Source organism: Micromonospora sp. WMMD967 (genome assembly GCF_029626165.1).
GTDB classification, from domain to species: domain Bacteria; phylum Actinomycetota; class Actinomycetes; order Mycobacteriales; family Micromonosporaceae; genus Micromonospora; species Micromonospora taraxaci.
Genome location: NZ_JARUBK010000001.1, coordinates 222,718 through 245,683, shown reverse-complemented (window position 1 = coordinate 245,683; position 22,966 = coordinate 222,718). Strand labels below are relative to the sequence as shown.

Annotated in this window: 23 protein-coding genes; 10 read left to right on the top strand and 13 right to left on the bottom strand. The window is 71.0% G+C overall.

The window, feature by feature from the left end; genetic code table 11:
• Nucleotide 1 precedes the first annotated feature (1 nt).
• Complete coding sequence (locus O7631_RS01150; protein WP_278142642.1) at nucleotides 2-706, bottom strand: helix-turn-helix transcriptional regulator; 705 nt, start codon at nucleotides 704-706, stop codon at nucleotides 2-4.
• 346 nt (nucleotides 707-1,052) lie between these two features.
• On the opposite strand from O7631_RS01150, the gene tsaB reads away from it, so the two are divergent.
• Genes tsaB through O7631_RS01130 form a run of 4 tightly spaced genes read left to right on the top strand, consistent with a single transcriptional unit; the run spans nucleotide 1,053 to nucleotide 3,516 of the window.
• Nucleotides 1,053-1,730 carry a tRNA (adenosine(37)-N6)-threonylcarbamoyltransferase complex dimerization subunit type 1 TsaB gene (gene tsaB / locus O7631_RS01145; RefSeq protein ID WP_278142641.1) on the top strand — a complete coding sequence of 226 codons (678 nt, stop codon included), beginning with the start codon at nucleotides 1,053-1,055 and terminating at the stop codon, nucleotides 1,728-1,730.
• Nucleotides 1,727-2,209: a ribosomal protein S18-alanine N-acetyltransferase gene (gene rimI, locus O7631_RS01140; protein ID WP_278142640.1), complete on the top strand. Its 483-nt coding sequence runs from the start codon at nucleotides 1,727-1,729 to the stop codon at nucleotides 2,207-2,209. Before tsaB ends, rimI begins: the two co-directional genes overlap by 4 nt.
• The gene (gene tsaD / locus O7631_RS01135; RefSeq protein WP_145778955.1) at nucleotides 2,202-3,248 is read left to right on the top strand and encodes a tRNA (adenosine(37)-N6)-threonylcarbamoyltransferase complex transferase subunit TsaD; all 1,047 of its coding nucleotides are present in this window, start codon (nucleotides 2,202-2,204) and stop codon (nucleotides 3,246-3,248) included. Before rimI ends, tsaD begins: the two co-directional genes overlap by 8 nt.
• 13 nt (nucleotides 3,249-3,261) lie before the next feature.
• The gene (locus tag O7631_RS01130) at nucleotides 3,262-3,516 is read left to right on the top strand and encodes a hypothetical protein (RefSeq protein ID WP_088987640.1); all 255 of its coding nucleotides are present in this window, start codon (nucleotides 3,262-3,264) and stop codon (nucleotides 3,514-3,516) included.
• Between the two features lie 24 nt (nucleotides 3,517-3,540).
• Here the strand turns inward: O7631_RS01130 and O7631_RS01125 are convergent, their stop codons facing one another.
• The 8 genes from O7631_RS01125 to O7631_RS01090 all read right to left on the bottom strand — a co-directional run bounded on the left by O7631_RS01125 (nucleotide 3,541) and on the right by O7631_RS01090 (nucleotide 11,080).
• Nucleotides 3,541-4,281, bottom strand: coding sequence for a DUF4142 domain-containing protein (locus tag O7631_RS01125; RefSeq protein WP_269682354.1), 741 nt, complete (start codon nucleotides 4,279-4,281; stop codon nucleotides 3,541-3,543).
• Between the two features lie 125 nt (nucleotides 4,282-4,406).
• Complete coding sequence (locus O7631_RS01120; protein ID WP_278142639.1) at nucleotides 4,407-4,703, bottom strand: DUF1707 domain-containing protein; 297 nt, start codon at nucleotides 4,701-4,703, stop codon at nucleotides 4,407-4,409.
• A 19-nt stretch (nucleotides 4,704-4,722) separates the two neighbouring features.
• Nucleotides 4,723-5,904, bottom strand: coding sequence for an ROK family protein (locus tag O7631_RS01115; protein WP_088987643.1), 1,182 nt, complete (start codon nucleotides 5,902-5,904; stop codon nucleotides 4,723-4,725).
• Between the two features lie 24 nt (nucleotides 5,905-5,928).
• The gene (locus tag O7631_RS01110) at nucleotides 5,929-7,191 is read right to left on the bottom strand and encodes an ABC transporter permease (protein ID WP_278142638.1); all 1,263 of its coding nucleotides are present in this window, start codon (nucleotides 7,189-7,191) and stop codon (nucleotides 5,929-5,931) included.
• Complete coding sequence (locus O7631_RS01105; RefSeq protein WP_088987645.1) at nucleotides 7,188-8,006, bottom strand: ATP-binding cassette domain-containing protein; 819 nt, start codon at nucleotides 8,004-8,006, stop codon at nucleotides 7,188-7,190. The genes O7631_RS01110 and O7631_RS01105 overlap by 4 nt, the downstream gene beginning before the upstream one ends.
• Nucleotides 8,007-8,121: 115 nt before the next feature.
• Nucleotides 8,122-9,216 (bottom strand): substrate-binding domain-containing protein, encoded by a 1,095-nt coding sequence (locus O7631_RS01100; RefSeq protein WP_278142636.1) that lies wholly within the window; start codon nucleotides 9,214-9,216, stop codon nucleotides 8,122-8,124.
• A gap of 177 nt (nucleotides 9,217-9,393) precedes the next feature.
• The gene (gene ybaK / locus O7631_RS01095) at nucleotides 9,394-9,873 is read right to left on the bottom strand and encodes a Cys-tRNA(Pro) deacylase (RefSeq protein ID WP_088987647.1); all 480 of its coding nucleotides are present in this window, start codon (nucleotides 9,871-9,873) and stop codon (nucleotides 9,394-9,396) included.
• A 10-nt stretch (nucleotides 9,874-9,883) separates the two neighbouring features.
• Nucleotides 9,884-11,080, bottom strand: coding sequence for a methyltransferase domain-containing protein (locus O7631_RS01090; protein WP_278142635.1), 1,197 nt, complete (start codon nucleotides 11,078-11,080; stop codon nucleotides 9,884-9,886).
• Nucleotides 11,081-11,340: 260 nt separating this feature from the next.
• Between O7631_RS01090 and groES the strand changes: the two genes are divergently transcribed.
• From groES to O7631_RS01075, 3 genes are all read left to right on the top strand, one after another.
• A complete protein-coding gene (groES, locus tag O7631_RS01085) occupies nucleotides 11,341-11,655 on the top strand; it encodes a co-chaperone GroES (RefSeq protein ID WP_030330046.1) in 315 nt (104 codons plus the stop codon).
• A gap of 70 nt (nucleotides 11,656-11,725) precedes the next feature.
• The gene (gene groL, locus O7631_RS01080) at nucleotides 11,726-13,366 is read left to right on the top strand and encodes a chaperonin GroEL (protein ID WP_269682359.1); all 1,641 of its coding nucleotides are present in this window, start codon (nucleotides 11,726-11,728) and stop codon (nucleotides 13,364-13,366) included.
• 133 nt (nucleotides 13,367-13,499) lie between these two features.
• On the top strand, nucleotides 13,500-15,218 hold the full coding sequence (locus O7631_RS01075; protein WP_278142634.1) for a molybdopterin-dependent oxidoreductase: 1,719 nt from the start codon (nucleotides 13,500-13,502) through the stop codon (nucleotides 15,216-15,218).
• 344 nt (nucleotides 15,219-15,562) lie between these two features.
• On the opposite strand, the gene O7631_RS01070 is transcribed toward O7631_RS01075, so the two are convergent.
• Both O7631_RS01070 and O7631_RS01065 read right to left on the bottom strand, forming a co-directional pair.
• Nucleotides 15,563-16,144, bottom strand: a complete 582-nt coding sequence (locus tag O7631_RS01070; RefSeq protein WP_278142633.1) for a hypothetical protein — start codon at nucleotides 16,142-16,144, stop codon at nucleotides 15,563-15,565.
• Between the two features lie 681 nt (nucleotides 16,145-16,825).
• The gene (locus O7631_RS01065; protein ID WP_088991383.1) at nucleotides 16,826-17,209 is read right to left on the bottom strand and encodes a WhiB family transcriptional regulator; all 384 of its coding nucleotides are present in this window, start codon (nucleotides 17,207-17,209) and stop codon (nucleotides 16,826-16,828) included.
• Between the two features lie 252 nt (nucleotides 17,210-17,461).
• Between O7631_RS01065 and O7631_RS01060 the strand changes: the two genes are divergently transcribed.
• On the top strand, nucleotides 17,462-18,280 hold the full coding sequence (locus O7631_RS01060; RefSeq protein ID WP_278142632.1) for a response regulator transcription factor: 819 nt from the start codon (nucleotides 17,462-17,464) through the stop codon (nucleotides 18,278-18,280).
• Between the two features lie 53 nt (nucleotides 18,281-18,333).
• Here O7631_RS01060 and O7631_RS01055 read toward each other — a convergent pair whose 3' ends face one another.
• Nucleotides 18,334-18,753: a DUF5319 domain-containing protein gene (locus tag O7631_RS01055; protein ID WP_088987653.1), complete on the bottom strand. Its 420-nt coding sequence runs from the start codon at nucleotides 18,751-18,753 to the stop codon at nucleotides 18,334-18,336.
• A gap of 185 nt (nucleotides 18,754-18,938) precedes the next feature.
• Between O7631_RS01055 and guaB the strand changes: the two genes are divergently transcribed.
• Both guaB and O7631_RS01045 read left to right on the top strand, forming a co-directional pair.
• Nucleotides 18,939-20,501, top strand: a complete 1,563-nt coding sequence (gene guaB, locus O7631_RS01050; RefSeq protein WP_269682364.1) for an IMP dehydrogenase — start codon at nucleotides 18,939-18,941, stop codon at nucleotides 20,499-20,501.
• Between the two features lie 30 nt (nucleotides 20,502-20,531).
• Entirely contained in the window at nucleotides 20,532-21,650 is a 1,119-nt protein-coding gene (locus O7631_RS01045) for a GuaB3 family IMP dehydrogenase-related protein (RefSeq protein WP_278142631.1), read from the top strand.
• A gap of 64 nt (nucleotides 21,651-21,714) precedes the next feature.
• Here O7631_RS01045 and O7631_RS01040 read toward each other — a convergent pair whose 3' ends face one another.
• On the bottom strand, nucleotides 21,715-22,827 hold the full coding sequence (locus O7631_RS01040; protein WP_278142630.1) for a sugar phosphate isomerase/epimerase: 1,113 nt from the start codon (nucleotides 22,825-22,827) through the stop codon (nucleotides 21,715-21,717).
• Nucleotides 22,828-22,966: the final 139 nt, after the last annotated feature.

Here is a 22,966-nt window from a genome sequence, read left to right as displayed (position 1 = left end):
CTCAGCCGCCGCTGGTCGACTGGCGGTCCCGATAGCGGCGCAGCAACTCGGCTGCCCGGGCGTCGGTCAGCTCCAGCTCGACCAGCGGCACCACCTGGTAACTCCGCTGACCGTGGCGCACCTCGATCGTCTCGGGCAGCTCGTCGCACATGATGGCCCTGATCTCGCCGTACGTGGTCGACCACCGGTGCTCGCCCGGCTCCTCCGGCTCCAACCACACCCCGCCGAACTCACTCCAGCGGGCGTTCCACCGCTGGCCGTAGTTCGCCTCCAGCCAGCGGGTGAACAGCTTGGAGTCCTGCCAGCGCAGGGCGATCTCCGGCGCGTCGACCGGCACCGGCGCGCCCTGCAACAACGCGGCGGTGCTTCCGGTGAGCACCTGCGGGAAGTCGGGAAGCCGGTCCAGCAGCTCGTCCAGGCCGAGCTCCTCGATCCGCTCCGCGATGGGACGCACCGCCAGGTCGTCGATGCGGGCATCAAGGTGCGCGTCCAGCGGCTCGACCCCGACCACCAACTGCACGTCCATCGCGGCGAGCAGTGCCTCGAGAACGGCGATGCTTGGCGTGCGGTTCCCGTTTTCGATGCGGGCCACCGCAGCCTGGCTGATCCCGGCCGCGTCAGCCAGCTCGCACTGGCTCAGCTCGCGCAGGTGCCGTTGCTCTCGAATCGTGTTGGCGAGCAGGGTGGCCAGGCGTGTGGACGGCATCCCGGCATGGTGGACCACGCTGGGCCGGAGTGGATACCGCAGAGCCGGATTCACGACTGGATGGCCTTCTTTGAGATCCATCGTGCGAACGGTGGCCTCGCCGGCAGGAAGGCCGTTCGCTGATGAGCGATATACCTGTGAGTCATATTTATGACTCACAGGTATATCGGCTGTTGTGACAGGTGCCGCCAGGGCCGGAGCGGGTCGGGCGCGACATGTCTGCGCGGCGTCGGCGGCCCCCCAGGGCGACCGCGTGCCTGGGGGCGACCGGGCGGCATGGGCCGGGCGGCGGGTGAGGGCGGGGCGTGACGGAGGGCTGCGGCGGGGGCGGCTAGGCTGGCTTACCGTGCTCGTACTCGTGGTGGACAGCTCGACCCCTGCGGTGACCGCAGCGCTGGTGGATGTCTCGGCGGACGGTGTGGTGTCCCGGGCGCACCGGTGCACTGTCGATGCCCGCGCTCACGGCGAACTGCTCGCCCCCCAGGTGGACGCCGTCCTCGCCGACGCCGACGCGCGCCCACGTGACCTGACCGCCATCGTCGCCGGGCTCGGCCCAGGACCATTCACCGGGCTGCGGGTCGGCCTGGTCACCGCCGCCACGATGGGGCAGGTGCTCGGCATCCCCACGTACGGCGTCTGCTCGTTGGACGCCATCGGCTACCCGGCGGCGTCCGGTGAGCCGGTGTTGGCCGCCAGCGACGCCCGGCGCAAGGAGCTCTACTGGGCCGTCTACGACGGCGCCGGCCAGCGGATCGTCGGGCCCGAGGTGTCGACCCCGGCGGTGGCCGCGGTGCGCGCCCGGGAGCTGGGTGCGACGGTCGCGGTCGGCGACGGGGCGCACCGGTACGCCGAGACCCTGGACCTGCCCGTTCGGGTCGAGCCCCGGTACCCGGATGCCACAGTGCTGGCGCTGCTCGCCGCCGAGCGGATCCGGGCGGCGGAGCCCGGCGAGCGGCTCACCCCGCTCTACCTGCGCCGCCCCGACGCGGTGGCGGCGACCGGCCGTAAACCGGTCCTGCCATGACGGCGGTACGGCTACTCCCGTTCCGCTGGTGGCACATCGACGACGTGCTGCCGATCGAGGCGGACCTCTTCGGGGCCGAGCAGTGGTCGCCCGGCATGTTCTGGAGCGAGTTGGCGAACGGACACCACTACCGGGTCGCCGTCGACGAGGACGGTGCGGTGCTCGGTTACGCCGGGCTCGCCGGAGTTCCCCCGGACGAGGTGTGGGTGCAGAACATCGCCGTCCGCCGGGACGCCCAGCGGCGCGGTGTGGGCCGTGCCCTCCTGGAGGACCTGCTCGCCGAGGCGGCCCGCCGCGAGACCCGCAGCACCCTGCTGGAGGTCGCCGTGGACAACGCCGCCGCCCAGCGGCTCTACGCGACGTACGGGTTCGAGCCGATCGGCGTGCGGCGCGGCTACTACCAACCGAGCAACACCGACGCGCTGGTCATGCGGCGCGACGCCGAGCCGACCGGGAACGGACCACACGACCATGGCTGACGAACCGCTGATCCTGGGTATCGAGACCTCCTGCGACGAGACCGGCGTCGGCATCGTGCGGGGGCATACCCTGCTGGCCGACGCGCTCGCCTCCAGCGTCGAGGAACACGCCCGGTTCGGGGGTGTGGTCCCCGAGGTGGCCAGCCGGGCGCACCTGGAGGCCATCGTTCCGACCATGGACCGTGCCCTGACCGAGGCCGGCGTCACCCTGGCCGACATCGACGCGATCGCGGTCACCTCCGGGCCCGGTCTGGCCGGCGCGCTGCTGGTCGGTGTCGCCGCTGCCAAGGGGTACGCGCTCGCCGCCGAGAAGCCCGTGTACGGCGTGAACCACCTTGCCGCGCACGTAGCGGTGGACACCCTCGAACACGGCCCCCTGCCCGAACCCGCGATCGCGCTACTGGTGTCCGGTGGCCACTCGTCCCTGCTGCTCGTCGACGACCTGGCCCGAGGCGTCACCCCACTGGGCGCCACCATCGACGACGCGGCCGGCGAGGCGTTCGACAAGGTCGCCCGGCTACTCGGGCTGCCGTTCCCGGGCGGGCCGCCGATCGACCGGGAGGCCCGCGCCGGTGACGCCGCCTCGATCGCGTTCCCGCGTGGCCTGACCGCCGCGAAGGATCTCGCCGCCCACCGGTACGACTTCTCGTTCTCCGGACTGAAGACGGCGGTGGCCCGGTGGGTCGAGGCCCGTCAACGTGCCGGCGAGCCGGTGCCGGTCGCCGACGTGGCCGCGTCCTTCCAGGAGGCGGTTTGTGACGTGCTGACCAACAAGGCACTCGCGGCCTGCCGTGCCCAGGGCATCGAGACCCTGGTGATCGGCGGGGGAGTGGCGGCGAACTCGCGGCTGCGGGCGATGGCCGAGCAACGGGCCGAGAAGTACGGCATCCAGGTCCGGGTGCCCCGGCCCAAGCTCTGCACCGACAACGGCGCGATGGTGGCCGCACTCGGTTCGCACCTGGTCGCCGCGGGTGTCGCACCGAGCCGACTCGACCTGCCGGCCGACTCGGCGCTGCCGTTGACCACGGTCAGCGTGTGACGGGGCGGCGGGCATGATCGTGCGGATGTGGGAGGCGCGCGCCGAGGCGTACGGCGTGGCGGATCTGATCACCTGGGTGTGCGACACCGCCCTGCCCGAGTTGGAACACGACCCGCTGTACGTCTCCAGTGAGGTCTTCTCCTCCACCGACCATCGGGTGGTGGTCATCTCGAAGTGGCGCAGCAACCCGCGTCCGTTGCCGGATCCGCCTGCCCTGCTGGTGGCCCGCGCCCCGCACTCCTGGGACTTCACCCAGGTCGACCGCTGACCCGGGCCACCAACGAAGGCAAGGTCAGCTGCGGCGCATCATCCGGTAGGTGGCGATGCCGCCGGTGCCCAACGCGGCGAGGAAGACCAGCCAGACGACTGTGCTGCTGACGCCGACCTGAGGGCCGGAGTTGGCCGAGGCGGCGGCCAACAGCCCGTCCTCACCGGGGGCGGGCAGCGCGGCCGGCGGCAGTTCCGGCCAGCGGACCAGGCCCGTGCTCTCCAGCATCTGCATGTGGTGCTGTACGAAGCCGTTGGCGTCTTCGCAGAGCTTGCGGACGGTGGCGTCCCGGGTGCTGGCCCGCACCGCCCCGATCACCGGGAAGATCTTGCCGTGGGCGACCCGGAGCCGGGTGACGAAGATCTGGTCGAACCGGGCGCCGGAGGCCTTCTGCATCTCCGCCAGCCAGCCCTTCTGCTCGGCGGTCGGCTCGCTGGGGATCGTCGCGCCCAACTTGTTGGCCGCCTCGACGACGAGTTCGTCGAGCTTCTGGTGCTCACCGGCGATGCCCGCGCCGATCTCCCGGACCTTGGCGGACTGCCCCTTCTCGGCAGCCATCTGCCCGGCTGGCATCTCCCACAGCCCGGCCAGCCGTACCCCGTTGAGCAGTGTCATGTCGGCGGCGTTGAGCTGCTGGCCGCCGGCGGGCGCGGCGACTGCCACGCCGGGCAGGACACCGACCCCCGCGATGACCGCGATGAGCAGCATCGCTGCTCGGTGGGTCCGGTTGCCCAGTCGGCGGTGGGCGGATCTGAGCGGTGCCATGTCTGTGGTGCCTCCTCGGTCCGGACCGGATCGCGTCTGGACCGGCCCGCCGTACGCTCCCGGCTGCCCGTCCGCCCACTGGTACGGACCGAACGCGTGATCAGTTCACCGGTTGGCGACGTGGATCAGCGCGTGATGGCGAGGAAGCCGCCGAGCAGCAGCAGAGTGATCGCCGCGGCGGCGAAGAGCATCAGCAGCTCGCGACGCCCGTGCCCGACAGTGTCGCTGCCGACGGCCGGGTCGGACAGGGCGGGAAGGTCGCGGGTCAGCGCGGCCAGGTCGCCGAGGGTACGTGCCGTCCACACCGCACCGGCCCGGTCGGAGAACTCGTCGAGGGTCAGCCGCCCCGCCGCGGTGTGCCGGTGCAACTCGGCGACCACCCGGTTACGGTCGTCGTCCGAGGCGCGCAACTCGACATCCACGCCGGACAGCGTACGCGGGTCAGCCCACGTCGAGGGGGTCGGCGAGGAGCCGTTCGAAGGCCAGCTCGGCGGCCCCGATCAGCGGTGCGTCCTCGCCGAGTTTGGGCGTACGCAGCCGGACGTGCTCCAGGCAGGCGCCGAGCGCGTTGGAGTTGAGTCGGCTGCGGATCTGGGCGGCGGCGGCGAGGTACAGGTCGCGCATGGTGCCGCCGAAGATGACCATTTCGGGGTTGAAGACGTTCACCAGGTTGGCGACGCCGAAGCCGAGCCAGTCGCCGGCCTGGCGTACCGCCGTCTGCGCCCGGGCGTCACCCCGGTCGGCGGCGTCGAAGACCTCCAGCAACGCGTCACGGCCCCGGGCGTCGGACCGTCCGGCGGCGCGCAGCAGACCGTGCTCGCCGATCTCGGTCTCCCAGCAGCCCCGGGCACCGCACTCGCAGGGCCTGCCGTCGCGGACCACCTTCATGTGTCCGACCTCGCCGCCGTACCCGCCGTGCCCGGTCAGCCGCCGTCCACCGGCGATGATGCCGGCACCCACGCCGACGTCCCCGTACAGGTAGAGGACGTTGTCGCAGCCGGCCGCCACACCTCGGGCGTGCTCGGCGAACGCGGCGACGTCGGCCACGTTGCCGACCGTGACCGGTACGTCGATGCCCAACTCGTCGGCGACCGCCGCGCCGATCGGCTCGTCCACCCAGCCGGTGGTCGGACCGAGCCGGACCAGGCCGTCGTCTCGCCGGACCATGCCGCAGACGGCGACTCCGGCGCCGACGCAGATCGCGTCGGCCGGGACCAGTTGCTGCATCTCCTTGACCGCGCCGGCCAGCAGCGGCGCGGCCTCGGCGGCCAGCAGACCGCGTGGTCGGTCCAGTTCGCGGCGATCCAGGACCGCGCCGCCCAGACCGATCCGGGCGGCGCGTAACCGGTCCACCTCCACCGAGTACGCGTACGCGTAGACCCGGGCCGACTCGGGCCGGACGACAAGTGACGGTCGTCCGGCCCGGCCGGTCTCCTTCGGCGCGCCCTCACTGACCAGCCCCACCGCGGACAGGTCGGCGGTGAGCGCGCCGATGGTGCTGCGGTTGAGGCCCAGTGTGGTGGTCAGTTCGGCCCGTGTGGTCGCCCCATGGACGTGCACGTGTCTCAGCAGGGCACCGAGGTTCTGCCGTCTGACGTCCTCCTGGCTCGGTCCTGGGCGCATCGTGGTGCTACCTCCCGCGGGGGGTCAGCGGGTGCCGGTGGCTGCCGCGCGGCGGCGGGAGAGGGCATCGACGCTGGCGGCGAGCAGCAGGACGACGCCGGTGACCACGTACTTGACTCCCGCGCTGTACCCCATCAGGCCCATTCCGTTTTCGATGACCGCGACGACCGCGCCGCCGAGCACTGCGTCGAGGACACGGCCCTTGCCGCCGAAGAGGCTGGTGCCGCCGATCACCGCCGCGCCGACCGCGTAGAGGAGTACGTTACTGCCCCCCGTGTTCGGGTCGACCGAGTTTGCCCGGCTGGCCGCCACGATGCCACCGACGGCCGCCATGGACGAGCAGATCATGAAGACCGAGATCCGGATCCGGTCGACGTCGATGCCGGCCCGGCGGGCCGCTTCCCGGTTGCCGCCGACGGCGTAGATGTGCCGACCGTAGCTGGTGCGTTGGAGCACGAAGGTCCACACGATCAGCAGCACCGCGATGATCGGCACCACGATCGGCACGCCCTTGAGTGAGCTGATCACGACGTTGCGGCTGCGTTCGAGGTTGAGTACGTACACCGCGGTGACGAGGATGACGGCGAGCCCGCCGATCCGCAGCGCCACCACCGCGATCGGGTCGGTGATCAGACCGCGGGCCACCCGGTTGCGGTGACGCAGCAGTTGCACCGCCGCGTAGCCGACGACCGCGAGCACTGCCAGCGCCCAGCCCAGGGTGGGGGTGAGGTTGCGGTTGGCGATGGCGACCAGCACCTCGTCGCGGACGGAGATGTTGGTGCCCTCCTTCACCAGCAGCAGCACGATGCCCTGGAAGGCGAGGAAGCCGGCGAGGGTGACCACGAAGGACGGAATGCCGATCTTCGCGACGAGCAGGCCGAGGCTGGTGCCGATGACCAAGCCGGTGGCGATCCCGGCGAGCACGGCGACCCACCAGGGGTAGCCGAGCACGGTGACCACATTGGCCAGTACCGCCGCGCAGACACCGCTGGCGAAGCCGGCGGAGAGGTCGATCTCGCCGAGCAGCAGTACGAAGACCAGACCCATCGCGATCAGCGTGACCGCCGCGCCCTGGGTGAAGAGGTTGGCGAAGTTGCCGGCGGACAGGAACGACGACGGCTGCATGATCGCGAAGACGGTGCAGAGCACGATGAGGCCGAGCACCGCGGGTAGCGCGCCGACGTCGCCGCCGCGTACCCGGCTCAGGTAGTTGCGGGCGTGGCTCCCGACGGTCGGCGGCGGTGTGACGGCCGCGGGGCCGTCCTTCCGCACGGCGGTGGTGGTCATCGGGCGCCTCCTGAGATCGAGTCGGCCGGCTGCGGGCCGTCGCCGTTGCTGCCCGGGTCGGCGGCGATGCCGAGCCCGCCCGAGCGCCCGGCGGTGATCAGCTCGACCACCTGCGCGTGGGTGATGTCGGTGGTCTTCACCTGGGCGACCATCTGGCCGAGGTACAGCGCGGCGATCCGGTCGGAGACGGCGAAGACGTCGTTCATGTTGTGGGAGATGAGCACCACGGCCAGGCCGTTGTCGGCGAGACGGCGGACCAGTTCGAGCACCTGGGCGGTCTGTGCCACGCCGAGTGCCGCGGTGGGCTCGTCCAGGATGACCAGCTTGCTGTTCCACAGCACGGCCTTGGCGATGGCCACGGTCTGACGCTGACCGCCGGAGAGGCTTGACACGTGCTGGCGCAGCGAGGTGACGGTGCGGATGGAGAGCCCGGCCAGCGTCTCGGCGGCGAGCTGTTCCATGGTCGGCTCGTCGAGGACGATGCCGCTGCGCTTCTCCCGGCCGAGGAACATGTTCTGCACGATGTCCAGGTTGTCGCAGAGCGCGAGGTCCTGGTAGACGACCTCGATGCCGAGCGCGGCGGCGTCGCGGGGGCTGCCGATGTGCACTGGTTCACCGTTGAACAGGAACTCACCGGCATCGGTGGGGTGGATGCCACTGATGCACTTCACCAGGGTCGACTTGCCGGCACCGTTGTCACCGACCAGTGCGGTGACTTCGCCCGGGTGGACGGTCAGGGCGACGTCGCGGAGCACCTGGACGGGACCGAAGCTCTTGTCGATCCCGCGGAGTTCCAGCAGGGGGGTCGCGGACACGGGGGTCTCCTTCTTAAGGGAGGGTCGGGGCCCGTCCGGCGGGCGCCGCCCGGCACGGGAGGGGTGCTCCCGTGCCGGGCGGCGGTGGTCGTCCCGGCGGGTACTGCGGCGTCGGTCAGCTGATGCCGGCGTCGGCGCAGGCCTTGGCGTACGCCGCGGTGCAGACCTCTTCCTTGGTCACGTAGCCGTCGGCGATGACGTCCTTGACGGTGTCCTTGTAGATGGCCTTCGGGGTGAGCAGCACCGACGGGACGTCGCGGTTGCCCTCGGGGTCCTTGACCGTCTGGCCGGTGTCCTTCTTCTCGCCCTTGGCGAGCGCGATGGCCAGGTCGGACGCGGCCTTGGCCTCTTCCCGGACGGCCTTGTAGACGGTCATGCACTGGTCACCGGCGAGGATGTTCTGCAGGCCCTCGGTGCTGGCGTCCTGCCCGGTCACCGGCACCTTGCCGTTGAGCTTGTTCTTCTTGAGGATCGAGATGGCGGCGTTGCCGAGACCGTCGTTGGCGGCGAGCACGCCGTCGATCTTGCCGTTGGCCTTCGTCAGCTGCTGCTCGAAGATCGTTGCGGCCTGCGCGTTGTCCCACGCCGGCACGGCGTCCTCAGGGCCCTTGACGTATTCCTTGGAGTCGAACTTCGGCTTGAGCACCGAGTCGTAGCCGGCCTTGAACAGGGTGGCGTTGTTGTCGGTGGGGGAGCCGTTCAGGTACGCCACGACGGGGTTCTTCGCGCCCTTTTCGGTCAGGCACTTCGACAGGCCCTCGCCCTGGAGCTTGCCGACGACCTCGTTGTCGAAGCTGACGTAGTACTGGGCGGAGCCGCCGAGGGTGAGCCGGTCGTAGTCGATGGTGGCGACGCCCTGCGACTTGGCCTTGTCGAGCACGGCCTTGCCGGTGCCCGAGTCCAGGTTGACGATCATCAGAACGGTGACGCCGCTGGTGATCATCTGGTCGGCGATGGTCTGGAAGGCGGTCTTGTCGTTCTGGGCGTTCTGGATGTCGTACTGGACCCCGGCGGTCTTGAACGCCTCTTCCAGGAAGCGACGGTCCGCGGTCTCCCAGCGGACGGACGACTTGCTGTCCGGGAGGATCACGCCGATCTTGGGGGTCTTCTTGGAGTCGGTCGAACCAGAGCCGGCGTCGTCGCCGCAGGCGGTCAATCCACCGGTCGCGAGTAGGCCCACGGTGGCGATGGTGAGGATCCCCTTACGCATGTGCAGGGTCCTTTCGGGTGGGGGAGGTGTCGTTTTGTTGTGTCCGGCAACGTATTTCGCGTCACACCGGCTCCACAAGACCGCGCAGGTGCCAAGTTTGTTGGGAGCGATAACAATTCAGCAACGCGACTGTTACTCCCCGGCCATCCCGGAACGGGTCGGCCGTCATGAATGTCGTCAGCGGGTCTGTAGCGGCGCGGTGCGCGCGTCCGTCAGCGCCACCAGATCGGCCGCGGCCAGTTCGAGCTGCAGGCCACGCCGACCAGCCGAGACGTAGATCGTCGGGAGGTCCAGCGCGGAATCGTCCAGCACTGTCGGCAACCGGCGGCGTTGCCCGAGCGGGCTGATCCCCCCGCGTACGTAGCCGGTGGCCCGCTCGGCGACCGCCCGCTCGGCAAGCGTCGCCCGCTTGCCGCCGACCGCCGCCGCGAGCGCCTTGAGGTCCAACTCACCAGTGACCGGGACGACCGCGACGGTGAGCCCACCGTCGACAGCGGTCACCAGCGACTTGAAGACGCGCTCCGGTGCCACGCCGAGCGCCACCGCCACCAACGCGCCGTAGTTCGGGGCGTCCGGCGACACCCGGTACGGGTGGGTGCGATGCGCGATCCCGCGCTTGACCAACAGTGCCGTCGCCGGTGTGCCCTGTCCCGCCACACCGACGACGCTAGACCACCGGCTGCCCGATCAGCACCGTCGGTGCGTTCGCGACCCGGGTGAGCACCAGGCTGGCCGAGGCGTCGCCGGCCAGCCGTAGGTCCCGCCGAAGCTGCTCCGGGGTGAGCGCGGAACCCCGCTTGAGGATCTCCACCCGACCCACCCCGCGATCGCGCAGCAGCGCCCGCAGTCGCTTGAGCGAGAACGGCAGCACGTCGGTGATCTCCAGGCAGCGCGCGTACGGGGTGCGGGTGGGGCGGTCGGCGTAGAGGTAGGCGATGCTCGGGTCGCCGAGGGTCGCGTCCAGTTCGGAGGCGAGTTCGGCGACGAGGTGCGCCCGGACCACCGCCGGGTCCGGGTCGTACAGGTAGCGACGCGTCGGCCCGACAGGTGCCTCGTCGGCGCCCGAGCCGGTGAGCTGGTGGCGGTGGGTCTCGACGCCCCGCTGCCGGTAGAGGGTGGCGCGGCGGGGCACCTCGGCCAGATCACCGCACCAGAGCGCGGCCTCGACCAGGTCGCCGTCCACAGCTACCCACTCCGCCTCCGCGCCGGCCGGGATGAGCCCGTGGTCCAGGCCCGGTGCCACCTTCACGACGGTGTGCGGCACCCGCTCGGCCAACCCTGTGACGAAGTCCCACGGCGGCGAGTAGGCGCGTGGGTCGAAGATCCGACGGCCGGTGCCGGTCGCGCGGCGGGCCGGGTCGCAGAAGACCCCGTCGACCCGGGAGACGTCGAACGCCGTGGCATCCCCGCACTCGACGGTGAACAGGTCGGCCAGCCCGGACGCCGCGGCGTTGGCGGCGGCCATCGCGGCGGTGACCGGGTCGGCCTCCACCCCGTACACCCGGATGCCGGCGCGGGCGGCGGCCAGCGCGTCGGCGCCGAGGCCGCACCCGAGGTCGGCCAGGGTGCGCACACCGGCGGCGTGCAGCCGGGCCGCCCGACGGTCGGCGACGACCCGGCGGGTGGCCTGTTCCAGGCCGGGGCGGGTGAGGAACATCCCGGCGGCGGCCGGGCCGAACTTGCCGACCGCACGGTGGCGCAGCTCGGCCTGGGTGAGCGCCGCGGCGGCCAGCGTCGGCGGCACGCCGGCCGCGCGCAACGCCGAGGCCGCGGCCAGTGGATCACCGCCGGCGAGACCGGCCGCCGCCGTGAGCGCGGCCGACCCCTCGGGGGTACGCAGTGCCGCCAGTTGATCGAGATCCACGCGGTCATTCTCCCGGTCGGACCAGGAATCCTGGCTGGCGGGGCGCGACGCGCTGGCACTCTCCTTGACGGAGTGCTAGCCACGGAATAACCTGCGATTAGCACTCTCACCCTGAGGGTGCCAGCTTCCGGGTCTCACGACCCGGGTGCGCAACGCCAGGCGGACCGGCACCCGCGACGACGGCCCCGCCCGGTGGCATGAGGCAGATTGACGCTGGTCGGCCCCGCCGGCCAGCAACGAAACCAGTACCCCAGGAGGGTATGCCCGTGACTACCGCGACCAAGGTTGCGATCAAGCCGCTCGAGGACCGCATCGTGGTCCAGGCGAACGAGGCTGAGACCACCACGGCGTCGGGCATCGTGATCCCCGACACCGCCAAGGAGAAGCCGCAGGAGGGCACCGTCCTCGCTGTGGGCCCGGGGCGCGTCGACGACAACGGCAACCGGGTTCCGGTTGACGTGCAGGTCGGCGACACCGTCCTTTACTCGAAGTACGGCGGCACCGAGGTCAAGTACGCCGGCGAGGAGTACCTGGTGCTCTCCGCCCGCGACGTCCTCGCGGTCATCGAGAAGTAAGCAACCGATCAGTTCCATTGCCCCGGTCCGGCTCGCCGGGCCGGGGCAATGGCGCTTCGAAGGGACATTAATGGCGAAGATCCTGAGCTTCTCGGACGACGCCCGGCACCTGCTGGAGCACGGTGTCAACGCCCTCGCGGACGCGGTCAAGGTCACCCTCGGCCCGCGCGGGCGCAACGTCGTCCTGGACAAGAAATTCGGTGCGCCGACGATCACCAACGATGGTGTGACCATCGCCAAGGAGATCGAGCTCACCAACCCGTACGAGAACCTTGGCGCGCAGCTGGTCAAGGAGGTGGCGACCAAGACCAACGACGTCGCCGGCGACGGGACCACCACCGCGACCGTGCTGGCCCAGGCGATGGTTCGCGAGGGTCTGCGCAACGTGACCGCCGGGACCAACCCGGCCGGCCTCAAGCGGGGCATCGACGCGGCGGCCGTCAAGGTCTCCGAGGCGCTGCTCGGCCGTGCCGCCGAGGTCACCAGCAAGGAGTCGATCGCGAACGTGGCGACGATCTCCGCGCAGGACGCCACGATCGGCGACCTGATCGCCGAGGCGATGGAGCGGGTCGGCCGCGACGGTGTCATCACCGTCGAGGAAGGCTCCATGCTGACCACCGAGCTGGACGTGACCGAGGGTCTCCAGTTCGACAAGGGCTTCATCTCGCCGAACTTCGTCACCGACCTGGAGAGCCAGGAGTCCGTCCTCGAGGACGCGTACATCCTGGTCACCACCCAGAAGATCTCGGCGATCGAGGAGCTGCTGCCGCTGCTGGAGAAGGTCCTGCAGAACAGCAAGCCCCTGCTGATCATCGCCGAGGACGTGGACGGCCAGGCGCTCTCCACCCTGGTGGTCAACTCGCTGCGCAAGACCCTCAAGGTCTGCGCGGTCAAGGCCCCGGGCTTCGGTGACCGGCGCAAGGCGATGCTCCAGGACATCGCTATCTCCACGGGTGCCGAGCTGGTCGCCCCGGAGCTGGGCTACAAGCTCGACCAGGTCGGCCTGGAGGTGCTCGGCACCGCCCGGCGCGTCGTGGTCGACAAGGAGAACACCACGATCGTCGACGGCGGCGGCCAGAAGGCCGACGTCGCCGACCGGGTGGCCCAGATCCGCAAGGAGATCGAGGCCTCCGACTCCGACTGGGACCGGGAGAAGCTGGCCGAGCGGCTGGCGAAGCTCTCCGGTGGCATCGCCGTCATCAAGGCCGGCGCCGCCACCGAGGTCGAGATGAAGGAGCGCAAGCACCGCATCGAGGACGCCATCGCGGCGACCAAGGCAGCGGTCGAGGAGGGCACTGTCCCCGGCGGCGGCGCCGCTCTGGTGCAGATCCTCTCGGTGCTCGACGACGACCTGGGCTTCACCGGTGACGAGAAGGTCGGTGTCTCGGTCGTCCGCAAGGCGCTGGTCGAGCCGCTGCGCTGGATCGCCCAGAACGCCGGTCACGACGGCTACGTCGTGACGCAGAAGGTCGCCGACCTCGACTGGGGCAACGGCCTCGACGCCGCCAAGGGCGAGTACGTCGACCTGGTCAAGGCCGGCATCATCGACCCGGTGAAGGTGACCCGCAACGCGGTCACCAACGCCGCCTCGATCGCCGGTCTGCTGCTCACCACGGAGAGCCTCGTGGTGGACAAGCCGGAGCAGGCCGAGCCGGCCGCCGCCGGTGGGCACGGCCACGGTCACGGCCACCAGCACGGCCCGGGCTTCTGACCCGGTAGCGACACCCGTTCCGGGGCACACCGTCGTACGGCGGTGTGCCCCGGTCCGTTCTCGCGCTTGTCAGGTCATTACCGAACGCTGACGTTGTTGGCGACCGGGCGAGATGATCGCGCACACTGGGCCGATGAGCACCACGTCGCGGCGTTACGCCGCGCTGGCCGGAGTGACCGCCGCCGCCGTCGCGATCGGGATCGCCGAACCGGTGGCGGTGCTGACCGGTCCCCGGTCGGCGCCCCTGGTAGCGGTGGGCGGCGTGGTCGTGGACGCCGTCCCCGAGTCGCTGAAGCAACTGGCCATCGACGTCTTCGGCACCGCCGACAAGATCGCACTGCTGGTCGGTACGGGCCTGCTGCTGGCAGGGTTCGCCGCGCTGTTCGGTGTGCTGGCGGTCCGTCGGTTGGCGTTCGGCCTGGCCGGCATCGCCGCGTTCGGTGTCATCGGTGTGGCCGCCGCGGTGACCCGCTCCGGTGCGGACGCCTTCGACGCGCTGCCGTCGCTGGTCGGCGCCGGCCTCGGCGCCCTGGTGCTCTGGCTGTTCATCGACGGGCCGTTCGAACTGGACCCGTGGCCGTGGTCCCCACCCACCCCGACCGAGACGCCCGCCGGTCCGGTGCCGACCGATGGCCTGGTGCGGGAGTCACCGGCTGAGCCGTCCTCGGCGGCGCCGCCGGTTGGCGAAGGGTTGCCGGTGACACCCGCCGCGCCCGTGCCGGTGACACCCGCTGCGCCCGTGCCGGTGGCCCCCGTCGGTGCGGACGGCCCCGCCGAGGTCGACCCCGAGTCCCGGCGGCGGTTCCTCACCGGGAGCGGGGCTCTGCTCGGCACCGCAGTGGTGGCCGGCCTCGGTGGGCGCTGGCTGTCCGGACGACGCGGCGTCTCCGCCGCCCGGGACGCGATCCGCCTACCCGCACCGGTCGCCCCCGCCCCGGCCGTGCCGGCCGGCGCGGACCTCTCGCTGGCGCAACTCGCGCCGTACGTCACCCCGAACCTCGGCTTCTACCGGATCGACACCGCGCTGGTGGTGCCGCAGGTCGACCCGGACACCTGGCGGCTACGGATCCACGGTCGGGTCGGCACCGAGCGCACCTACACGTACGCCGACCTGCTGGCCCGGCCGCTGGTTGAGCGATACGTCACGCTGGCGTGCGTCTCCAACGAGGTGGGCGGGGACCTGATCGGCAACGCCCGCTGGCTCGGCGTACCCATTCGGGAACTGCTCGACGAGGTGGACCCGGACGACGACGCCGACCAGGTCGTCGGCCGGTCGGTCGACGGCTGGACCTGCGGCACCCCCACCGCCGCGCTGCGCGACGGGCGGGACGCCCTCCTGGCGGTCGGCATGAACGGCGAGCCGCTGCCGGTCGAGCACGGCTTCCCGGTCCGGATGGTGGTGCCCGGCCTCTACGGCTACGTGTCGGCGTGCAAGTGGGTGACCGAGCTGGAGTTGACCCGGTTCGCCGACTTCGACGCGTACTGGGTGCCGCGCGGCTGGTCCGCCCAGGGCCCGATCAAGACCCAGTCCCGGATCGACGCGCCCCGCCGACGCAACCGGTTGACCCCCGGCCCGATCACCGTGGCGGGGGTGGCGTGGGCGCAGCACCGGGGCATCCGCCGTGTCGAGGTACGCGTCGACGACGGGCCCTGGCAGGAGGCGACACTGGCTCCGACGGTGTCGGTGGACACCTGGGTGCAGTGGTCGTGGAGTTGGGACGCCACCCCGGGCGAGCATCGCCTCCAGGTCCGGGCGACGGACGCGACCGGCGAGACCCAGACCGAGCGTACGCAGGGCGTCGCCCCGGACGGCGCGACCGGCTGGCACACGGTAACCGTCACCGTCCGCTGATCGCCGCAGCCGTCATCTGGCACGGGTCTTCCGCGGGAGCCGGCTGCCTGGCCAGCGGGCCGTGCTCTGAGGCGTCCGTCTTCGCCCGAGGGACCGGGGTTCTGCCGGCTTTCCCCCGGCGGGCCGGAGTTGGTCCGCCTCAGCAACCCGTGGAAGCCCTGGCACGTCGAGATCTTGGACAGTTTCCGTTCGCGCAGAACGGAAACTGTCCAAGATCTCGGGTGCTGATGTGCCGCCGCCGCCTCTGCGCCGCCCGGGGTGGCGGTGTTCGGCGGCGGCGGTGAAGACGCCGCTGGCCGGCACCCGGTTGTGGGTGCCGGCCAGCGGTCAGGTTGTTCGGTGGGTCAGCTGTTCCAGTACTGGCCGACGAGGTCGGCGGCCTGCTGCTCCCACTGGGCGTACGCGTCGGGGTAGGCGGAGACCTGCACGGTCTGCGCGGCCTCGGTCAGCGGCATGTCCTGCCACCCGTCGACCTGACGCAGCCCCTTGAGGAACGCGGTGGTGGAGTAGGCCGGGTCGGTGATCTGCTCCGGCGTGCCCCAACCCGAGCTCGGCCGCTGCTGGAACAGGCCCAGCGAGTCGTGGTCGTTCATGTCGCCGAGGTGGCCGAGGTTCTCCAGCTTCGACTCCTGCAGGCTCGTCGCGATCGAGATCACCGCGGCGCGCTCGGGCAGGCCGGCCTTCTTCGTGGCGGCGATGATCGCCTTGACGTTGGCGGTCTGCTCGTCGTTCAGGTCGATGTGCGACTGGTTGCCCTGGGTGCCGTGCGGGATCAGCTTGGCGGTGTCCGGCTTGTCGGCCTGCACCGTTACCGCTACCGGCTTGGCGTCGCCGACGTTGTGCGCGGCGATCGGGCCGGCGAACACACCACCGACGAACGCGAGACCAGCAACGGACAGCACGCTCTTACGCATGATCGTGTTCATGGGGGTAGCTCCTTCGGGGGTAAGGACACCCGCGCACGTTCCACGGGTGTGAGCACCTCGTCCGGCGCTGCGACAAAGGGGGAAGTTCTCGGCGCCTGCGGCTCAGGGGTGGCTCGCGGCGCGGTGTCGGCGACCTACGGGCCAAGGCCCGTGACACCGGGATCGGCTACCTGCCAGCTGAAGCTCGCGGTGCCGGGTCACCGTGTAACGACCGGGGGCCGGGGTTGATTCCCGGGTCATCTCCGGGCGCTCTCGGTGCGGCGGCGCCGGGGGTGTAACGAACACCCGGTGGCCGGCATTCCAGCCTGGGGGACTCGGCCGGCGGGCCCTGGTACTGCGATCGTCCCTGGGGGACTCGGCCGGCGGGCCCTGGTACTGCGATCGTCAGGGGGTGTAACGACTCCGGCCCGGCCGCGATTCCGGCCTGCGGGTGCGGCCGATCACAGGACGAAACCTCGATACGGCCCAACCGGTCGACGTCGGGGCACGCCCGACCGGACGAAAACGCCCATCGCTCGCGGGTCACGCCGTGCCGAGGCGGGGGCGTACCGGACCGGACACAACGCCCATCGCTCGCGCCTCACTCCGTCACGACGAGCGGTTCAAGTGCCCCGGGTTCGGAGACGCCGAAAACGCGCCCCCGAACCCGGGGGCGCGTTCCGTATGTCGGCTATGTAAGGGTCAGGCCACGTTGCGTTGGATCGGGATGGTCGACTTGTGCGGGTGGCCCAGCCGGGCCTCCAGCCGTGCGACGTCGACCCGGGCGTGGCGGCGGTCTGCCAGGTCCTCCCAGCCGACGGCGAGCAGGCGCAGGCGCTCCGACTCGCTGAAGCCGCCCCACACGCCGTACGGTTCGCGAACCGACAGTGCGTGCGCGGCACACTCGGCCCGGACCGGGCAGGCGCGACACACCGACTTGGCGGCGGACTCGCGACGCAGTCGGGAGGAGCCCCGCTCGCCGTCGGGGTGGAAGAACTGGGCGCTGTCCCGCCCTCGGCAGGCACCGAGCCGCTGCCAGTCCCAGAGATCGACGATGGGTCCGGGCAGTCTACGTACGTTCGACATCAGCACCCCTCCTCCCGCGCGGCTCCGCGAGAATCCTTGTGGCCGGTGTCCGGGCGGCGGGCCGCGCAGGCGCACCGTTCCCGGCCTGGACCCCCCGGTACCCGGGCTGTCGTCACCTCACACGTGTGTGATCGAAAACGTCCGCAAATTGCGGCTTTTGCCCCATCTGTCGGAAAAGTTCGAAGGATTGCCGGGAACCCCCTCCCCAGCCGACCCCGTCATGGTCTGCTCGTTGGCGGAGAGGAGACCACAGTGCGTAGCGTCCTTGTGTGCGTTCGGACACCACTCGCGGCCCAGCACCTTACTTCTGCTGCCGCGCGGCTGGGGTTGTCAGCAATCGTCCGTACCGCCGTCTCCGATCCTGAGGTGATGCTGCGGTTGGCCGAGCGACCGGCCGACGTGGTGCTGGCCGACACCGCCCTCACGCGGCCGGACAGTGCCGGCTTCGTACGTCGGGTCCTGGCCCGCGCGCCGCAGGCCGCGGTGCTGCTGCTCGGCACCGAGGAGCCCGAGGCGGCGGCGGCCACCATCAGCGCCGGCGCCCGGGGCCTCATCCAGAACGTCGACCACGACCTGACCAGCGCGGTGGCCAAGGCACTGCTGCTGCTCGCCGCGCCGGGTCGGGCCTCCCGGCAGCGCATCACCGACCCGGCCCGCAACGCCGCGGCGGTGGGCGGTTCCGGTCGCTCCGGGCCGTCGCCGCGAGGCTCCGGCGAGCCCGGCTGGGCGGCCACGCCCGGCGACGGGACGGCGGGAGTGCCGTCGGTACCGGTGCAGCGGGGTGACGACGAGGCTGAGTCCGCCACCGGTGAGTCGTCGACGGACCAGACAGATCCGTCCCGCCCCGCCCCGAACGCCCGCCCGAGCCGTGCCTCGATCGGCCTCACCGAGCGTGAGCTTCAGGTGCTGCTGGGCATGGCCGAGGGCAAGAGCAACGCGGAGATCGGCCGGGAGCTGTTCGTCTCGGAGGACACCGTCAAGACCCACGCTCGGCGGCTGTTCCGCAAGCTCGGCGCGCGGGACCGGGCGCACGCGGTGGCGGCGGGCTTCCGCGCCGGCCTGGTCGCCTGACCCTGCCTCGCCCCGAAGGGCGACCGCCCTGAGGTACGCGACGGACGGCGGCGTTACTGGGTGGCGCTCGGGGTGCCCGGCTCGTCCTCGGTGCCCTCGGAGAGGGTGTCGTGCACGCCGTCGGCGTACCCCCGGGCGTAGTCCCAGGTCACGTAGTGATCCGGGTCGGGGTCGTAGGCGGGCTCGTGCACCCGGGGGCGACCCGAGTTGAGCAGGTGGCGCAGGTTGCCCCGGAGCAGGTCCCAGTCGAAGTAGTGCGGCTCTCGACAGTCCTCGCATTCGATCACCAGCCCGCGGACCCCGATCGGGGCCAGCAGAGCCTGGTAGATCTCCAGGTCGGCGAGGTCTTCCAGCACGTCCTGACGCTCGACGTCGGTCAGTGGATCAGGCGTCGCGTCATCGCCCGGGTCGTCCAGATCCGCCGTGGGATCGGCCGGGTCGCCGTTGAACGGGTCGATGGGCTCGTCGTGCACCCCTTCACCGTAGACCCAACGCGGCGCGGACGTCCGCCCCCCGGCCGCGCGCCGGGCCGGGCCGCCACGGACGGGTCGCCCAGCTCACTGGGTACGATGAGGCGACGTGCCGGCACCGTGGTGCGCTCCGGTGCCCGCCCGCGCCACCTCGCTGAAGCCCATCCGAGCAGCTCAGGGGAGCAATCGTGGAAAATTCGCCCAGCACCGATCTTCCGGCCGGCGTCGAGCACGCCGACCTGGGCGGCCACCTGCCCGAGCTGCCGGCCGGCTCCGCCCGGGTGGTTCCGCTCGGCCTCACCTTCGACGACGTGCTGTTGCAGCCGGGCGAGTCGGACGTGGTGCCCAGCCGGGTCAACACCCGGACGAAGCTCACCCGCAACGTCGAGTTGTCGATTCCGCTGCTGTCCAGCGCGATGGACACGGTGACCGAGGCCCGGATGGCGATCGCCATGGCCCGCCAGGGCGGCATCGGCGTGTTGCACCGCAACCTGTCCCTGGAGGACCAGGCGCTCCAGGTCGACCTGGTCAAGCGCTCCGAGTCCGGCATGATCACCAACCCGGTGACCGCCAGCCCGGACGACACGCTGCGCGAGGTCGACGAGTTGTGCGGGCGTTACCGCATCTCCGGCGTGCCGGTGGTGGACGGCGACGGCCAGCTGGTCGGCATCGTCACCAACCGGGACATGCGTTTCGTCTCCGAGCCGAACACCCCGGTCCGCGAGATCATGACCCACACCCCGCTGATCACCGCCCGGGTGGGTGTCAGCAAGGACGACGCGCTGGCGCTGCTGCGTCAGCACAAGGTCGAGAAGCTGCCGATCGTCGACGACTCGGGTCGGCTGCGTGGCCTGATCACCGTCAAGGACTTCACCAAGAGCGAGCAGTACCCGGACGCCAGCAAGGACGACGCCGGTCGCCTCCGGGTGGCCGCCGCCATCGGCGTCGGCGAGGACGCGTACAAGCGGGCCCGTGCCCTTGTCGACGCGGGCGTCGACGTGCTGATCGTGGACACCGCGCACGGCCACCAGCGGGCCGTGCTGGACATGGTCCGCAGGCTCAAGGCCGACGTCACCGTCGACATCATGGGCGGCAACGTGGCCACGTACGCCGGTGCGAAGGCGCTTGTCGACGCCGGCGCCGACGGCGTCAAGGTGGGCGTGGGGCCGGGCGCGATCTGCACCACCCGGATCGTCGCCGGGGTCGGCGTGCCGCAGGTGACCGCGATCATGGAGGCGGCCCGGGCCGCCCGTCCGGCCGGCGTGCCGGTGATCGGCGACGGCGGCATCCAATACTCCGGCGACATCGCCAAGGCCCTGGTGGCCGGCGCCGACACGGTGATGCTCGGCAGCCTGTTGGCCGGCTGCGAGGAGAGCCCCGGCGAGCTGATCTTCGTCAACGGCAAGCAGTACAAGACCTACCGCGGGATGGGGTCGCTCGGCGCGATGCAGTCCCGGGGCCAGGCCAAGTCGTACAGCAAGGACCGTTACTTCCAGCAGGACGTGCTCAGTGACGACAAGCTCGTCCCGGAGGGCGTCGAGGGCCAGGTTCCCTACCGGGGGCCGCTGTCCCGGGTGGCCCACCAGCTGGTCGGCGGGCTGCGGCTGGCCATGGGGTACGCCGGTGCGGAGAACATCCCCGATCTGCACCGCCGCGGCCAGCTCATCCGGATCACCGCGGCCGGTCTGAAGGAGAGCCACCCGCACGACATCCAGATGACCGTCGAGGCGCCCAACTACCACACCCGCTGACCCACCACCCCCAACCACCTGGAGTCCCCCATGCGTGACGTGGTCGAGATCGGGCTGGGCAAGACCGCGCAGCGCGGTTACCACCTGGACGACATCGCCATCGTGCCGAGCCGCCGCACCCGGGACGTCGACGACGTCTCCACCTCCTGGCAGCTCGACGCGTACCCGTTCGGTATTCCGTGCGTCGGCCACCCCTCCGACGCCACCATGAGCCCGGCCTCGGCGGTGCGGCTCGGTCAGCTCGGCGGCCTCGGCGTGCTCAACGTCGAGGGGCTCTGGACCCGCTACGAGAACCCGACGAAGGTGCTGGAGGAGCTGGCCGGCCTCGACGAGGACGCCCGCGCCACCAAGCGGCTCCAGGAGGTGTACGCCGAGCCGATCCGCCCGGACCTGATCGCCGAGCGGGTGCGCGAGCTGCGCGCCGGCGGCGGCACCGTGGCGGTGCGGGTGTCCCCGCAGCACACCCTGGCGCTGGCGCCGGTGATCCTGGACGCCGGGGTGGACATCCTGGTCATCCAGGGCACCATCGTCTCGGCCGAGCACGTGTCGACCACCGACGAGCCGTTGAACCTCAAGGAGTTCATCGCCGACCTGGATCTGCCGGTGATCGTCGGCGGTTGCACCGACTACAAGACGGCGCTGCACCTGATGCGTACCGGCGCGGCCGGTGTGATCGTGGGCATCGGTGGCGACGAGTGGTCGACCACGGAGTCGGTGCTGGGCATCCGGGTGCCGATGGCCACGGCGATCGCCGACGCGGCGGCGGCCCGTCGCGACTACCTCGACGAGACCGGTGGCCGGTACGTGCACCTGATCGCCGACGGTGACATGCAGACGTCGGGCGACATCGCCAAGGCGCTCGGGTGCGGCGCGGACGCGGTGATGCTCGGTGAGCCGTTGTCGCTCTGCAACGAGGCCCCCGCCGGTGGTGCCTGGTGGCACTCGGCGGCGAGCCACCCGTCGTTGCCGCGTGGCGCGTTCGAGGTTGCCGGTGAGCCGCTCGGGTCGATGGAGGAGCTGCTCTTCGGGCCGGCGGACGAGGCCGACGGTCAGCTCAACCTGTTCGGTGGGCTGCGTCGGGCGATGGCCAAGTGCGGGTACCGCGACCTGAAGGAGTTCCAGAAGGTCGGCTTGGTCCTGGACCGCTGACCCTCCCGACCGACGTGCGAAGGCCGGCCCGTACGGGCCGGCCTTCGTCGTGTTCAGCCTGGCGTCACTTCTCGACGTAGATGGTCAGGTCGGACATGTTGCGGTAGCTGCTCGCCGCGAAGTCGAGCGACTGACCCTTGTTGTCGACACCGCCGGGGGCGGTGTCCATCTCCCAGTTGGCGTGGTGGAAGTTGCGCTCGCCGATGGTCTGGAAGAACTGCTGGAAGTTGATGTCGCCGTCGCCGAGCGGGACCATCTGGTGCCCGTTGGGGACGCTGGTGTCCCGGTCGCCGTCCTTGGCGTGGAAGAGCGGAAACCGGGTGGTCCGGTCGGCGACGGTGAGGATCGGGTCGAACAGGTCGGTGACCTCCTGGCCGGCCCCGTTGACGTACTTCTGGTGCTTGTAGCGGGCCACGTAGGCCCAGTAGATGTCGAGCTCGAAGAAGACGTACCGCGGGTCGGTGATCTCGAAGAAGTATTCGAGTCGGCGGATGCCGGACGACCGCGTCTGCCGGCCCTGCGCGTCGCGCGGGCCACGGTCGATCAGGAAGCTGTACGCGGCGTCGTGGTTGTGCGTGTAGAGCCGCATGCCCCGGGCCTTGGCCTGCCGGCCCAGCTCGTTCCAGATGTCCGCGGCGGCGTCCCACTCGGCCTTGTACGCGCTGCTGGTCGGGTCGCTGCCGGTGCCGATGTTCTTCATGCCGAGTTCCTCGGCGATGTCCAGCTGCTGCTGGAAGGTGGACGGCTGGATCGTGGCGTGGGTGCCGTTGGCGACCAGGCCGTTGTCGTCCAGGATCTTGCGGATCTCGGCCGGGGTGATCTGCCGGCCGAGGATCTCGGTGCTCTGCGTGTACCCGGCGAACTCGATCTCCTTGTAGCCGATCTCGGCGAGTCGGGCGAGGACGCGCTCGAAGCCGTAGGGCACCCCGCTGTCGTCGGGTGCGGCGGTGATCCGGTCGCGGACGCTGTAGAGGATGATGCCGCGGTTGCGGGCCGGGATCAGCGGCTCGACCCGCAGCTTGCTCGCGGTGGGGTTGGCAAGTGCGGGGGTGCCGGTGGCGAGGACCGGCAGGCCGGCCGCGCCGATCGCGGCGGCGGCTCCGGCGGAGGCGGCGAGCAGGGACCGGCGGCTCATCCGGGGGGTGGGGGTGGCGTCGGGTGCGGTGTGGTCGGGCATGGTTCCACCTTTCGCGACGGTGGTCGGGACCAGACACTAACGTCGGTCTAAGTCGAAAGAAAGTGAAGATCGATCGCTACTTTTGTTTGTTCCAGCGAAAGTGACTGATGGTTGTCGATATTGACCGCGCGACCGGTGG